9 protein-coding genes are annotated in these 15,304 nt (G+C 45.5%); 8 read left to right on the top strand and 1 reads right to left on the bottom strand.

The features are described 5' to 3' along the window. The first annotated feature begins 235 nt into the window (after positions 1–235). The 5 genes from WBG83_RS20295 (at position 236) to WBG83_RS20275 (ending at position 10,195) form a co-directional block, all read left to right on the top strand. A complete protein-coding gene (locus tag WBG83_RS20295; RefSeq protein ID WP_336747182.1) occupies positions 236–754 on the top strand; it encodes a hypothetical protein in 519 nt (172 codons plus the stop codon). Positions 755–1,069: 315 nt separating this feature from the next. Then, entirely contained in the window at positions 1,070–2,617 is a 1,548-nt protein-coding gene (locus WBG83_RS20290) for a type I restriction-modification system subunit M (protein ID WP_336747181.1), read from the top strand. Then, positions 2,614–3,807 carry a restriction endonuclease subunit S gene (locus WBG83_RS20285; protein ID WP_336747180.1) on the top strand — a complete coding sequence of 398 codons (1,194 nt, stop codon included), beginning with the start codon at positions 2,614–2,616 and terminating at the stop codon, positions 3,805–3,807. Before WBG83_RS20290 ends, WBG83_RS20285 begins: the two co-directional genes overlap by 4 nt. A gap of 127 nt (positions 3,808–3,934) precedes the next feature. Next, positions 3,935–7,033, top strand: coding sequence for a type I restriction endonuclease subunit R (locus WBG83_RS20280; RefSeq protein WP_336747179.1), 3,099 nt, complete (start codon positions 3,935–3,937; stop codon positions 7,031–7,033). A gap of 75 nt (positions 7,034–7,108) precedes the next feature. After that, positions 7,109–10,195 (top strand): ATP-binding protein, encoded by a 3,087-nt coding sequence (locus WBG83_RS20275; protein ID WP_336747177.1) that lies wholly within the window; start codon positions 7,109–7,111, stop codon positions 10,193–10,195. A 239-nt stretch (positions 10,196–10,434) separates the two neighbouring features. Here the strand turns inward: WBG83_RS20275 and WBG83_RS20270 are convergent, their stop codons facing one another. Continuing rightward, positions 10,435–11,112 (bottom strand): GntR family transcriptional regulator, encoded by a 678-nt coding sequence (locus WBG83_RS20270; RefSeq protein ID WP_336747176.1) that lies wholly within the window; start codon positions 11,110–11,112, stop codon positions 10,435–10,437. 302 nt (positions 11,113–11,414) lie between these two features. Here WBG83_RS20270 and mmuM point away from each other — a divergent pair, with 302 nt between their 5' ends. From mmuM to WBG83_RS20255, 3 genes are all read left to right on the top strand, one after another. Further along, entirely contained in the window at positions 11,415–12,362 is a 948-nt protein-coding gene (gene mmuM, locus WBG83_RS20265) for a homocysteine S-methyltransferase (RefSeq protein ID WP_336747175.1), read from the top strand. A gap of 169 nt (positions 12,363–12,531) precedes the next feature. Further along, complete coding sequence (locus WBG83_RS20260; RefSeq protein WP_336747173.1) at positions 12,532–13,728, top strand: M20 family metallopeptidase; 1,197 nt, start codon at positions 12,532–12,534, stop codon at positions 13,726–13,728. Positions 13,729–13,750: 22 nt separating this feature from the next. After that, positions 13,751–15,295 (top strand): ABC transporter substrate-binding protein, encoded by a 1,545-nt coding sequence (locus WBG83_RS20255; RefSeq protein ID WP_336747171.1) that lies wholly within the window; start codon positions 13,751–13,753, stop codon positions 15,293–15,295. The last annotated feature ends 9 nt before the right edge of the window (positions 15,296–15,304 follow it).

Below are 15,304 nucleotides of genomic sequence, written 5' to 3'. Positions count from 1 at the left end.
AGTCGATAGCGATTCCTCATCTCTACAGTTTGCAATTGGACACACTCCCATTAGAGTTTTTCGAGTAGGGTCGAAAAGATCCAACGACTACTCTAACGGAATTGTCTCAAAATCTAGACTGCATTGGAATACACCTTCTTGTTAGACGCTTACGGTTGATTTAGGCGTTCTAGGCAGGTTTGATACCATTATAATAAATCTGGATGGATGCGATATAGCGGGAGTCAGGGAGGATATGTCCCAGGAAGAGAAGCTGGAACAAGCGGCAGCGTATTATTCCGCCCGGTTCAAGGAATTGGAAGCCAATGTAGAGCTTATCAATGAGCAGTTTCTCATGTGGATAATCACGCATTTATGTGAGATCGAATATCCTTTTTGGGAATTTGGCGATGAAGATGAGGGACGTGAAGGGTATCCCGACTATATCGTTGCAGAAGAAATGAAGAAATTTGAAGATGAGAACGGGCAGTTCAAGCATGATCCTTACCGCTCAAGTCCGATTTATAAACAGCTCTGCGAATATGACCCCTATACGAATAAAGATCAATTATCCAGCTATGAGATTGTTGCCCGATATTTACCCGTTCTTGATTTCAAGAAGCTTATCGGCACCATTAAAGCGGATAGCTTGGATACGTATGAGGAGGACGTTCACTTCCAGGTAAGCAGCGAGGTTTGCGGGGGGATGCTGCTTTGTGCTACTTATGGGACCATCGATGACAAGCATGAGGTAGAAGTGACGCATAATTGCTAATATACTCAGCCTCTCACCCGCGGGATGTGCTGGAGTATGTGCAGGTGCCTGATTTGTGCTGCTCGCGCCTCTCGTTTCAACAAAACGATAGAAATGCTTCCCATTCGGTGGTGTTCAAAGGGTGTGAAATGTGAGTTTGGAGAAGGTGTGCAATTATAATAGTGAAAAATCACTGTCGAATAAAGAAGTTTTCGGATAAAATGTGGAATAAGTCTATTGAACTATCAGGCTGGTATACGAAATAAGGAAAACTTCAAGCTTATTTAGAAGTGCTTCTATAATCAATGTATAAGAAGAAAAATTGGAGGTTTACAAATGTCAAGTGCAGCACAACGTGCCGAATTACAATCTCAAATCTGGAAAATAGCCAATGATGTCCGTGGCTCAGTAGATGGCTGGGATTTTAAACAATATGTTTTAGGAACGCTTTTTTATCGTTTCATTAGCGAGAACTTTTCAAGCTATATTGAAGCTGGAGACGAAAGCGTCAAGTATGCAGAGCTTCCTGATGATATTATAACGAAAGAAATCAAAGAGGATGCCGTTAAAACAAAAGGGTATTTCATATATCCGAGCCAGCTGTTTGCAACTATTGCCAAAACCGCCAACACAAACGAAAGCTTGAATACAGATTTAGCTGCTATATTTTCTGCGATTGAAAGCTCAGCCAATGGTTATCCATCTGAACTGGATATTAAGGGATTATTCGCTGATTTCGACACGACAAGCAATAGACTGGGGAATACTGTAAAGGACAAAAACAGTCGTTTAGCTGCTGTCATTAAAGGCGTTGAAGGGCTTCATTTTGGCGGGTTTGAAGATAGTCACATTGACCTTTTTGGTGATGCCTATGAGTTTCTAATCTCTAATTATGCTGCCAATGCTGGTAAATCCGGAGGAGAATTCTTCACACCTCAGTCTGTATCGAAGCTGATTGCTCAATTAGCCATCCACAAGCAAACAACCATTAATAAGATTTATGACCCTGCAGCTGGTTCAGGTTCACTTTTATTACAAGCAAAAAAACAGTTTGATGCTCATATTATCGAAGATGGTTTTTATGGACAGGAGATTAACCATACAACTTATAACCTGGCTCGGATGAATATGTTTTTACACAACATAAATTACGACAAGTTTAATATGGCGTTAGGAAATACGCTATTAGACCCTCACTTTGGTGATGAAAAACCTTTTGATGCGATTGTATCTAATCCACCTTATTCCGTAAACTGGATTGGCAGTGACGATCCAACGCTTATTAATGATGAAAGATTTGCCCCTGCAGGCGTATTAGCACCAAAATCCAAAGCCGATTTTGCCTTTGTGCTTCATACGCTTAGTTACCTTTCAAGCAAAGGTCGTGCTGCTATCGTTTGCTTCCCTGGTATTTTTTACCGTGGTGGCGCAGAGCAAAAAATTAGAAAGTATCTCATTGATAATAACTTTGTTGAAACGGTTATTTCGTTAGCGCCTAACCTTTTTTATGGGACCTCCATAGCGGTTAATATCCTGGTTCTTTCCAAGCATAAAACCGATAATAAAACGCAATTTATTGATGCCAGTGGCGTAGATTTCTATAAAAAAGAAACGAATAATAACATCCTGACAGATGAACACATTGAGCGAATTATGACAATGTTTGATAGCAAAGCCGATGTTGACCATGTTGCAAAATCCGTTGATTATGCTGCCATCGTTCAAAATGATTACAATCTTTCAGTAAGCTCTTACGTGGAAGCAAAAGACACAAGGGAAGTCATTGATATTAATGAGCTGAATGCAGAGATCAAAACGACTGTAGGAAAGATAGATCAGCTTCGTGCTGACATTGATAAGATTATTGAGGAGATTGAATCATGATGAAGCCGAGTTTCATGGAGAAATTGCTTGAGGGGGTTGAGGTGGAGTGGAAAGCGTTTGGGGAAGTTGCTAAAATCCAAAGAGGTGCTTCACCTCGACCTATTGCGAAGTTTATTACTGAGAAAGAAGATGGTGTCCCTTGGATTAAAATAGGTGACACTTCACCTAATTCAAAATATGTGAATAAGACAGAACAAAGAATTACACCAGAAGGCGCTATGAAATCAAGAATTTTAAAAAAAGGTGATTTCATAATGTCCAACTCTATGAGCTTTGGACGACCCTACATTCTAAATATTGATGGGGCTATTCACGATGGATGGGCGTCAATTAGTGATTTTGTGGATAAATTAAATTCCGATTATTTATACCATTACCTTTCTTCAAATTTAGTTCAAAGCTATTGGATTAGTAAGATTAACAGTGGCTCAGTAAGTAATCTAAACTCAGACATTATCAAATCTTTAGAAATCCCCATCCCACCCCTTCAAGTACAAGAGGAAATCGTCCGTATTTTGGACACCTTCACAGAGCTTACAGCAGAGCTTACAGCAGAGCTTACAGCAGAGCTTACAGCTCGTAAAAAGCAATATGAGTATTACCGTGATAGGTTGTTGACTTTTGATGAGGGTGATGTTGAATGGAAGACGTTGGGGGAGCTTGCCGAGAATCTTGACTCAATGCGTAAACCGGTTACTAGTGGTGTAAGAGAGTTTGGAGATATTCCATATTATGGTGCATCTGGTATTGTTGATTATGTAAAAGATTATATTTTTGAAGGGGATTTTTTACTTATTTCGGAAGACGGGGCAAACCTACTTGCTAGAAATACACCAATTGCATTTAGTGCAAGTGGAAAAATATGGGTAAATAATCATGCTCATGTACTTAAATTTAAGACTTATGAAGAACGTAGATTTGTTGAATTTTATTTAAATCATATTGATTTAACTCCCTATATATCGGGGGCGGCTCAACCCAAATTAAATCAGAAGAACTTGAATAGCATCATGGTTCCAAATCCTTTGCCTTTACAAAAAAAGCGTATAGTATCTATCCTCGATAAATTCGATGCCTTGACATCCTCTATCACCGAGGGTTTACCTCGTGAAATCGAGTTGCGTCAAAAGCAATACGAATATTACCGTAATTTGCTGCTTTCATTTCCGACAAGAGAGGTAGAAGCATAGCATGGGGAAGGGTTTAAATGGAATTGAACAATAATTGGAATTTCGTGATAAAAAATCAATTCATGTATGTGTTGAATGGAAATGGAAAAATGATAAATAACGATAGCTATTGGAAGGAGACATCAAAATGAGCGATTACAAGCCCATCGCAGAATCAAATAACTTTATAGTGTTGGATAAATATACCAAGATAGATCAACAAGGATCAGGCTATCAAACAGAGGCCGATTTAGAACGAGAACTCATTCAAGATTTAGTGAATCAAGGCTATGAATACCTACCAGGCTTAACCACTTTTGAAAAAATGCTTGCTAATGTCCGAGTGCAGCTGCAACACCTTAATCATGTGCAATTTTCCGATGCTGAATGGATTCGATTTTGTGAGCAGTATTTAGATAAACCCAGTGAGAACCACATTGATAAAACCCGTAAAATCCATAATGATTATATTTATGACTTTGTTTTTGATGATGGACATATTCAAAACATTTACCTCGTAGACAAGAAGAATATGGCCAATAATAAAGTGCAGGTCATTTCCCAATTTGAACAAAAAGGAACGCAAGCCAATCGATATGATGTTACCCTTTTAGTTAATGGCTTACCTTTAGTACAAGTAGAGCTTAAGAAGCGTGGGATTGCCATTCGTGAAGCCTTTAATCAGGTTCATCGATATAGCAAAGAGAGCTTTAATTCAGAGAACTCTCTGTTTACATATTTACAGATCTTCGTCATTTCTAATGGGACAGATAGCCGTTATTTTGCGAATACGACCAAACGTGATAAAAACAGTTTTGATTTTACGATGAATTGGGCAAAGTCGGATAACAGCCTGATAAAAGATGTAAAAGATTTCACGGCTACCTTTTTTCAGAAAAACACGTTATTGAATGTACTCCTGAAGTATTCCGTTTTTGATGTGAGCGATAACCTGCTGATTATGCGTCCTTATCAAATTGCGGCTACAGAAAGGATTTTGTGGAAAATTGAAAGCTCCTACCTTGCCAAAAATTGGAGAACCACTGAAAGTGGCGGATATATTTGGCATACCACAGGTTCGGGGAAGACGCTTACCAGTTTTAAAGCAGCTCGGTTGGCCACTGAACTGGATTTTATAGATAAAGTATTTTTTGTTGTGGATCGGAAAGATCTGGACTTTCAGACGATGAAGGAGTATCAGCGGTTTTCTCCGGATAGTGTTAATGGATCAGAGAGTACCGCAGGATTAAAGCGTAACATGGAAAAAGAGGATAATAAAATTATTGTGACGACCATTCAAAAACTGAATAACCTCATGAAAAGCGAACCAGAGTTACCGATATACAATAAGCAAGTGGTATTTATTTTTGATGAAGCCCACCGTTCACAATTTGGTGAAGCTCAAAAAAATATCCATAAAAAGTTCAAGAAGTTCTATCAATTTGGATTTACAGGTACGCCTATTTTCCCGGAAAATGCATTAGGTTCTGAAACGACGGCTTCTGTCTTTGGTCGAGAGTTACACTCCTATGTGATTACGGATGCCATTCGAGATGAGAAAGTGTTGAAGTTCAAAGTAGATTATAACGGTGTACGTCCCAAGTTCAAAACGATTGAGCAAGAACAGGACGAGAAGAAGCTATCGGCAGCAGAAAATAAAGAAGCATTACTGCATCCTGAACGGATAAAAGAAATTTCTCAATATATTCTTAATCATTTCAAAGTAAAAACCCATCGTTTAAATGCGAATGGAAAAGGATTTAATGCCATGTTTGCTGTGAGCAATGTTAACGCAGCCAAACTCTACTATGAATCATTAAATAACTTACAAAAGGGAAGCAGTAAACCCCTTAAGATTGCGACAATCTTCTCCTTTGCTGCGAATGAAGAGCAAAATGCGATAGGTGAAATTCTGGATGAAACGTTTGAACCAACAGCTATGGATAGTAGTGCAAAAGAGTTTTTAAGTTTAGCCATTAAAGACTATAATGCCCTGTTTAAAACCAATTATGGCGTAGAAAGTAAGGAATTTCAAAATTATTATCGTGACCTTGCTAAACGAGTCAAAGACAAAGAGATTGATTTGTTGATTGTGGTTGGCATGTTTTTAACGGGTTTTGATGCTCCTACATTAAATACTTTGTTTGTGGATAAAAATCTCAGGTATCATGGTTTGATGCAAGCTTTTTCAAGAACAAATCGTATTTATGATTCCACCAAAACCTTTGGAAATATTGTTACCTTTCGAGATTTAGAACAAGCAACCATAGACGCCATTACTCTTTTTGGAGATAAGAATACTAAAAATGTCGTGCTGGAAAAAAGCTACAAGGAGTATATGGAAGGATTCACTGATGTGGCAACGGGTGAAGCCCGTCGTGGCTATGTAGACGTAGTAAAAGAATTAAAGGAACGTTTTCCGAGTGTTGATGAAATTGTTACTGAAAAGGATAAAAAAGAATTTGCCAAGCTTTTTGGTGAATATTTGCGTATCGAACATATCCTGCAGAACTATGATGAATTTGCAGGTTTAAAAGCTTTACAAACCGTAGATATGACTGATTCTAAAGCTTTAGAAGATTTTAAGTCTGCTCACTATGTAACGGATGAAGATATAGCTGTTATGCAAGAGATACAAGTGTTAGAAGAAAGAGCGATTCAAGATTATCGTTCTTCATATAATGATATTCGTGATTGGCTTCGTCGTGAAAAAGCTGGAAAAGAAAAAGAGAATGCCTCTATTGATTGGGATGATGTTGTCTTTGAAGTCGATCTTTTAAAATCCCAAGAGATCAATTTGGATTACATTCTTGAACTTGTTTTTGAGCATAACAAAAAAGTAAAAGATAAAGCATCCTTGGTTGAAGAAGTTCGTCGCATCATTCGTTCTAGTGTAGGAAACCGTGCCAAAGAAAGCCTGGTAGTTGATTTTATCAACCAGGCTGATCTAGATCGTATTCAAGATAAAGCAAGTATTATTGATGCCTTCTTCTCATTTGCTCAAATGGAGCAGAAACGTGAAGCAGAAGAATTGATTCATAGTGAAAATCTGAATGAAGAAGCTGCAAAAAGATATATTCTAACTTCATTGAAAAGAGAATATGCCAGTGAAAATGGGACGGAGCTTAATGAAGTTCTTCCTAAAATGAGTCCTCTTAATCCTCAGTATTTAACAAAAAAGCAGAGCGTTTTTCAGAAAATCTCTGCCTTTGTAGATAAGTTCAAGGGAGTAGGCGGAAGGATTTAATATCCCGGCGATAGGAATCATGCCCCTTCATTTACGGGTAAGCATCGTGTCATCATTTGCAAAGGGGCTGCTGCTGTGCTTGGAAGAACGATACTCATCTGCCTCATTAGCATCATCTCCGTCTCATTATTCCCGCTGTCCTTCCTGCTGGAGCGAAATAAAGGGCTGAATCTTCCCCAAGTCCGAGATGGGGTTATGGATCTTTCGGCCTGGGATTATGAACAGGAACCGCAGCTGAAGCTGGACGGTGAATGGGAATTTTATTGGAACCGGCTGGTCCCTCCGGCACAATTTCAGCAAGAAGGCAGGAACCGGCCCGCGTACACGACTCTCATCAAGGTGCCTTCCCAGTGGAACCGGATCGTGGAGGGTGATACCGGGCTGCCTGCGTTCGGCTATGCCACGTACCGGATGGTGCTGAAGCATGTGCCGTACAGCGGGGTGTTTGCTGTAAAAAAAACAAACATCCGTTTTTCCAGCGCCGTGTACGTGAATGGAAATAAATTGTTTGAGGACGGCAAACCGTATGAGAACGAAGCCGGCTACCGGATGGGCAATGCCCCGCAAATCGGTTTTTTCTCGTCTGACGGGCAGGATATCGAAATTGTTGTTCATGTGGCCAATTATAACTATGTGAATGGGGGCATCCCGGTCTCCCTGTATTTCGGCGGGGAGGCGGCCATGATGGACATGCAGCAGAAAATCATTGCCCGGGAATTCACCACGGTCGCCGTATTAGGCACCTTGGCGCTTATTTTTATGATGTGCTATGTGATGGCCTGGATTTATGGCAAAAAAGACAGGTCCCTGCTCGTTTTTGCTATAATTTGCGCTTTGTATGCCATATACAACGGCCTAAACGGGGAACGATCGTTTCTGCTGTTTTTATCCGAGGTTCCCTATGAAGTGATGTACAGAATCAAGGATATCAGCTCCACCGTCTGCCTGATGGTGCTGTGCATCTTTTTTTATCAAATGCAAAAAAAACTGATGTCCTTGAAATTCGCGTGCTTGATGACCGTGGCGCTCGGCAGCTTTCTCGCGCTGGCTGTTTTTGCGCCGATTCGCGTGTATGTCACTGTCCAGCCGGTTGTTGTCCTGTTGTACGAGCTGATGATCCTTTGGCTGCTCTTACGGAGTGCGGTACTATACATCAGAAATGTTGAAATGGACGGTGTGAAGTCGTTTCTGCTGTTTATGGCGCTGCTGTGTATAAACCTGTACTCGATCGATATTGTGTTGTTCGCATACTCGATCCAGAAAGATGTTTGGCTCGGCCAGATCTATATTATTGTATTTAATATGATTCTTGTTTTTCTCATCGTGCTCCGGTTTTTCGAAGCGTATCTCACCATCGATCACATGAAAAATCAGCTGCTGCGATTGGATAAAATCAAGGATGATTTTCTTTCCAATACGTCCCATGAGCTGAAAACGCCGTTAAATGCCATTGTGAACATTGCCGATACGCTGTTGAAGGGAGTGGAAGGGCCGGTTACCGAACGCCAGGCGCACAATCTGGCAATCGTTACCGAAAGCGGGAGAAGGCTGACCTACCTGGTCAACGACCTGCTCGATTATTCCAAAATGAAGCACGGCGACATTGTGCTGCATAAAAGCAGCATCGATTTGAAGTCGGCCGTCGATTCGGTAATACGGCTTCACCTGTTCCTGCTGGGAGGCAAGCAGATTGCGCTGAACAATCGTGTTTCCAGCGATATTCCTGCGGTACAAGCGGACGGCAATCGGCTGATTCAAATATTGCACAATCTCATCGGCAACGCCGTCAAATTCACGGATCGCGGCCAGGTGAACATCAGCGCGGAAGTAATCCGCGACATGGTGGAGGTTCGCGTGGCGGATACAGGGATGGGGATCGCGGAGCATCAGCAGGAACGCATATTTCAGGCGTTTGAGCAGGGGGATGCTTCTGAAACGAAAAGCGTGGGCGGAACAGGGCTGGGACTCAGCATTGCCAAAAAGCTGGTGGAGCTTCATGACGGCCAGATCCGGGTCCATTCTTCGCCGGGGCAGGGCTCGGTATTCAGCTTCACCATTCCGGTATCCGAATCAGATCCGACTATAGCCAAAGAATCGGCAGAGGAGCCGGGGATGTACGGCGATGCCCGTCTTTCTTCGTCGCAATATCCGCTCTACATCAAGGGCCGCCGGGACGAGCTTATCCTGGTGGTAGACGATGATTTCGCCAATCTCCAAACCATCATTAATTTGCTCACACTGGAAGGCTACGCCATCGTTGTCGTGAACAGCGGCCAAATGGCGCTCGACGAGCTGGCAAAGACTTGGGACTTCTTTCTGGTCATTCTGGACAACATGATGCCGGGCATATCCGGCTATGAGGTGCTGACTGCGATCCGGCAGCGGTTCTCACCGTTCGAGCTGCCGGTGCTCATGCTGACGGCCAGAAACAGGGCCGCTGACATTATGCTCGCGATGGAAAATGGAGCGAACGATTTTGTCGGCAAACCGTTCCAGGCGGAAGAGCTGATGGCGCGGGCCAAAAGCCTGACGCGGCTGAAGGCATCCGTGAAGAGCGCCAAGGATGCGGAGGTCGCCTTTTTGCGGTCGCAGATTAAGCCGCATTTCCTGTACAACGCCCTGAATTCCATTGCAGCTCTCTGTATCGAAGAGCCTGAGCGGGCGGAGGAGCTGACACTGCAGCTATCGCAATATTTAAGGGGCAGCTTTGACTTCAAGCAGCTTGACTCCTTGACCACGATTGGCAATGAAGTGGAGCTGGTCAAGGCCTACATCAGCATCGAGAAAGCGCGGTTCGGCTCCAGGCTGGAGGTAGAGTATGATGTAGATGCCAATGCGGCGATCCGCATCCCTCCGCTCATTTTGCAGCCCTTGGTGGAGAATGCGATTCGTCATGGTTTGATGTCGAAGCTGAGGGGAGGCCGGGTGCGTATCTCCGTCAAGGAGACCGGGAACGCGGTGGTCCGATTCGTCGTTGAGGATGATGGGGGCGGGATGAGCCTTCACCAGCTGGAGGAGGTCCGGAACTCCGATGTGAATCGAAGGGGCGTGGGGCTGTGGAATATTAGCCAGCGCATTAAGCTCCTGTACGGGGAAGATCTTCATATTGAAAGCGCGGAAGGCATCGGTACGAAGGTTTCTTTTGAACTTCCTGCCATGTAAAGAAGAGGGGAACTGGAGAGAGGAACGCGTTGTACGGCGATCGGTATGAAATGATGCGACAATCCATGTTGTTTGTTTTAAAAAGCGGATACCAGCCAAGGCAGAGCATAGATGCCTTGGCTTTCTTTGTGTACCGTTGGCGCTAAAGAAGGGCTACGACGTCTGGCTGGCAGCCAGACCGTATGGCCCTGCCATGTGCTAAGAACAGTGAGGTGAAGCACATGGCGATGCTATAGCACCTAAATCATATCCACATAATCGATTCGCCAATGCACATGCTTGAGAATATGGTCCAGCCCGGTTTTATCCCTGGCCTTGAACAATTCAATGATTTGCTTGTGCTCCCGGTTCATCTGATCCAGTACGGAGAACAGCTTTTGTTTGTCTTCACTCAAATAAATTTGCCGGACAAAGCTGTTTTGAAGGGATTTGAGCAGCTCCACGAGCGTATCATTGCCGCATTTGCAAATATAGGTTTGATGAAATTGGTTTTGATAGGTTTGATAGTCGGCGTAGCTATGCGCCGAGATCGCGAGATCGATTTGCCCCACAAGCTGCTCCAGCCTGGTTATATCTTCTTCTGTCATATGGTCCACTGCGAGGGATGCAGCCATTCCGTCCAGCGTGCCGACGACTTGAAATACATCCAGCTTCTTTTTCGTATCCAGTTCTTTGACAATAAAGCCTTTGCGGGGAATATTCTCCAAGTAGTTTTCTGAGGCCATTTGAATCAAAGCTTCACGGACGGGCGTTCTGCTGACGTTCAGACTTTCACAGATCGAGTTCTCGCTTATTTTTTGATTGGGAAGCAACGTGCCGTTTTGAATACGCTCTGCAATATAGTTATACACATGATCTTTAAGAGATTGATACTTGAATTTACTAATGTTGCTTACCTCCCAGCTTGTGACAAGCATATATCGTTTTATCTAGATTTTATCAACGAATGAGAATTCAAGCAATCTTGCAATCCTGCAGGGCCTCTGCAGGGGGAGCGAAGCAGGCCCGGAAGGGCAATAAAAATGAGGGGATGTATTGATTATCAAATGGAACAATGTTATTATTCTTAATGAAAATTATACAATATACAATATACAAAACACAGTTTGACACAGCGCCATTGGAGCTGTTCATTTAGTTGCCCATAAAGGAGGCAGGCAAGGCCGAATTTGAGTGTTTTTCACCGATACTATTGTCGGACTCATCTTTGCTGGTTATCATGAATCCTATTGAAAACATCTTAAAGCATTTTCCGGTCATGATTTTGGACGGAGCCCTGTCAACTGAGCTGGAACGCCGGGGCTGCAACATTAACGATTCCCTCTGGTCCGCCAAAATCGTAGTGGAAAATCCGGATTTGATTGGTCAGGTGCACGCCGATTATTTCGCTGCCGGGGCTGACTGCGCCATTACTTCGAGCTATCAGGCGACTGTGGAAGGCTTCATCCGGCGCGGCTTGAGTGAAAGCGAAGCGGTTAGTCTGATTCAGAAGTCGGTTCAGATCGCGGTTGCCGCAAGAGACCGGTTCTGGGAGCGCCTGCAGGAGAGCACGGAGGAAATAAAAAGACCGCAGCCGATTGTAGCCGCTTCTGTAGGTCCATATGGGGCTTACCTGGCAGATGGATCGGAGTACAGGGGGGATTACAAGCTCAGTGAGCAGGAGTTGGTTGAATTCCACCGGCCGCGCATTCAGGCACTCCTGGAGGCCGGGGCAGATATTCTTGCTTGCGAGACCATCCCGTGTCTGCTGGAAGCCAAGGCTATCGTGAGTGTATTGAAGGAATTCCCTGCTGCCTATGCGTGGATCAGCTTCAGCGCCAAGGACGGCGAGCATATCAGCAATGGGGAGGCTATTGCTGATTGCGCCGAATGGTTGAACAGCCATGCTCAGGTGGCGGCTGTCGGTGTCAATTGTACTTCGCCGCAGCATATCGTTTCCTTGCTTCATGAGCTCAAGCGCAGCACAAGCAAGCCCTTGGTCGTTTATCCGAACTCCGGGGAGGAGTATAATGCAGAAGCTCGAAGGTGGCAGGGCGATTCATCCGAGGAGAGCTTCGGCTGCAGCGCACGGAGCTGGTACGAGCACGGTGCGCAGGTCATTGGCGGCTGCTGCCGTACGAACCCGGACGACATCCGTTCCATAGCTGCATGGGTTAGAACGATGTAAATGCCACAGCGGACATATCCAATAAGCCTGGGTGCCGGTAAAGGGTGCCTCAGGTGCTTATTGGCTGCACCGCTGCTTTGCTACCTTCTAATACCGAGTAAACAAGTTATATTAGTCAGCTTATTGATGTGCTATGCTTACTCCTATGAAACAAAAAGAGGCGGTCAGGATGATGAAGGACGAAGAGCGGCTGGAAGCCAAGACGAGAATACAAAAGGCCGTGGATGCCCGGAATGACGAGCTGCGGGGGCTTGCGCTTCGTATACATGCGAATCCGGAGCTGGCTTTTCAGGAGCATCAGGCGGTTCGCTGGCTGACGGAGCCTCTGAAAGAGGCTGGATTCACAGTAGAAACCGGAATCGCAGGGCTAGCAACGGCTTTTAAAGCTTCCTGGTCGGGAAAGGCAGGAGGACCGGCGATCGCTCTCGTGGCTGAATATGACGCGCTGCCTGAAATTGGACATGCCTGCGGTCATAATCTAATCGGCACGGCGGCGGTTGGCGCGGCGCTGGCGCTTAAGGATGCGTTTCCGGATTTGCCGGGTACGATTGAGGTTTACGGCAGTCCTGCCGAGGAAGAGGGCGGCGGTAAAATCATCATGTGCGAGCAGGGTGTATTCGATCAGGTGGCTGCGGCGATGCTTTGCCATCCGCGCGAGGCGGATATGGTGATGCGGGGCGGAATTGCTTGCGTCGATGCGAAGTTTAAATTTTATGGCAAAGCGTCCCATGCTTCATCCAGTCCTGAAGCGGGAATCAGCGCACTGGACGCACTCGTCAATAGCTATGTGGCGATTAACGGCCTCCGGCAGTTTTTTAAACCGGATGTCAAGATTCATGGCGTCGTCTCCAATGGCGGCATCGCCCCTAACATCGTACCGGATTATTGTGAAGCGAATTTTTACATCCGGGCTGCGACGGTGAAGGATCTGGAAGGGGTGAAGCAAAAAGTTTACACGGCCGTCGAGCATTGTTCCTTGGCCGTTGGCGGACGGTGTGAAATCGTCGAAGGTATGACGTATGCCGAACGGATGGACAATAAACGGATGGCTGATTTGTTCAAGGACAATCTGGGGCTGATGGGCATCCAGGTCGCTGCACCGACGGAGAACGGGGCTGTCGGTTCGTCAGACATGGGCAACGTGGGACAAGTCACGCCGATCATTCACCCGTATTTCAACATCGGAGAGGTGAAGCCGCACACCCCTGAGTTTCAGGCGGCGGCAGGCTCTGAGGCGGGTCTGGCGGGACTAAACCGGGCGGCTAAGGCCATGGCGATGACCGCATTCGATTTATGTGCGGACCCCGATGCGCTGCGTCAGGTACGGGAAGAGTTTGAACAATGGAAGACAAGGCAATCTATCTAATCTATAACTTGGGGGAGTACGAATGAAAAAGGCAATTTCTATCGGTATACTGGCTTTCACGCTTCTGCTGTCAGCATGCAGCAGCAATGCACCATCGGCGGGCACAGGCGGGGAAGCTGTGGCGAAGGATTTGGTCGTCGCTTCCGGAGCGGATGCGGTAAAGCTGGACCCGCAGGACTCCACGGATTCAATATCCAATAACGTGATTGGCCTCATCTTCGATAAATTAGTAACCTTCGACAATAATAACAATATCGTCCCTCAATTGGCGAAAGAATGGACTCTTTCACCGGACGGCATGAAGCTGACCTTCAAGCTTGTGGAAGGGGCGAAGTTTCAGGATGATGCCCCGGTAAATGCGGAGGCTGTGAAGATTACATTTGATCGTGTGCTGAACAAAGACAACAAGCTGGCACGCTACAACATGTTCTCGCAATTTATTGACCAAGTGGTTGTAGACAGCGAATATCAGGTCACATTCCAGCTGAAATTCCCTTACAAACCGGCTTTGGCGACATTCACCCATGCGGCCGGCTCAATCCTGAGCCCGAAGAGCGTCAAGGAAAATTCCAAGAACATTGCCAAGGCGCCTGTTGGCAGCGGCCCGTATAAATTGAAGGAATGGGTTCAAGGCGAGAAGCTTGTGCTTGAGCCGAGTCCGAACTTCTGGGGCGAGAAGCCGAAGCTGCAAACCATTACGTTCAAGGCAGTGCCGGAAAATGCAGCCCGTTCACTGATGCTGGAAACCGGGGAAGCCGACCTTATTCTCCCGGTGCCCGTAGCTGATATCGATCGGCTGAAGGGGAACGATAAGGTTCAAGTCACCGAATTCGCAAGCAACCGGAATCTATACATTGGGATTAACGCCAAGAAAGCGCCTTTTGATAATGTGAAGGTTCGTCAGGCCATGAACTATGCGGTGGATAAGGAAACGATTGCCAAAAAGATTCTGATGGGCCAAGGCAAGGTGCTGCAATCGGCTATCGCGGAGAAGGTTTGGGGCTTTGCGCCGGTAGGGGCGTATCCGTACGATCCGGAAAAAGCGAAGCAGCTGCTCGCAGAGGCAGGGTTTAAGGAAGGAACGACAGTCAATCTGTGGACCTCTGACGGACGCTACCTGATGGACCGCCAAATCGCTGAATTCGTGCAAGGCAATTTGCAGGCGGTCGGCTTTAAGGTTGAATTCCGCAAGTGGGATTTCGGCGCGCTGCTGAGCGAGCTCGGGAAACCGGAAGCAAGCTATGATCTGTACCTTTCCAGTGCTTCTGTGCCGGCGAACGATGCGGAGTATACCTTGAGCCCGTCCTTTGCTTCCAACGGAGCTTACAATTACGGGAAGGTATTCGCTAATGCGGATGTCGATGCATTGCTGATTCAAGGGGTTAAAGCAGCGAATGATGAAGAGCGCAAGAAGATATACAAGGACGCGCTGCAAACGATTAAAGATCAAGCGCCTTGGATTTTCCTGGTCGAATTCAATTATCCTGTGGGTGCGCGCAAGGAGGTTCAAGGCTACCACGTGTGGAACACGGAAAATCTTGATCTGCGCGACGCAGTGAAAAAATAAGAAGCTTAC

The organism is Paenibacillus sp. y28, assembly GCF_037137075.1.
GTDB lineage: Bacteria > Bacillota > Bacilli > Paenibacillales > NBRC-103111 > JBBBNV01.
The sequence above is the reverse complement of the archived record's forward strand: the minus strand, read 5'-3'. Positions and strand labels throughout refer to the sequence as shown.

Excerpts from the sequence above, each read along its gene's own strand:
- WBG83_RS20280 (WP_336747179.1), top strand. The coding sequence starts at position 3,935 with ATGAGCGATTACAAGCCCATCGCAGAATCAAATAACTTTATAGTGTTG.
- WBG83_RS20290 (WP_336747181.1), top strand. The coding sequence starts at position 1,070 with ATGTCAAGTGCAGCACAACGTGCCGAATTACAATCTCAAATCTGGAAA.
- WBG83_RS20255 (WP_336747171.1), top strand. The coding sequence starts at position 13,751 with ATGAAAAAGGCAATTTCTATCGGTATACTGGCTTTCACGCTTCTGCTG.
- WBG83_RS20260 (WP_336747173.1), top strand. The coding sequence starts at position 12,532 with ATGATGAAGGACGAAGAGCGGCTGGAAGCCAAGACGAGAATACAAAAG.
- mmuM (WP_336747175.1), top strand. The coding sequence starts at position 11,415 with ATGAATCCTATTGAAAACATCTTAAAGCATTTTCCGGTCATGATTTTG.
- WBG83_RS20270 (WP_336747176.1), bottom strand. The coding sequence starts at position 11,112 with ATGCTTGTCACAAGCTGGGAGGTAAGCAACATTAGTAAATTCAAGTAT.
- WBG83_RS20295 (WP_336747182.1), top strand. The coding sequence starts at position 236 with ATGTCCCAGGAAGAGAAGCTGGAACAAGCGGCAGCGTATTATTCCGCC.
- WBG83_RS20285 (WP_336747180.1), top strand. The coding sequence starts at position 2,614 with ATGATGAAGCCGAGTTTCATGGAGAAATTGCTTGAGGGGGTTGAGGTG.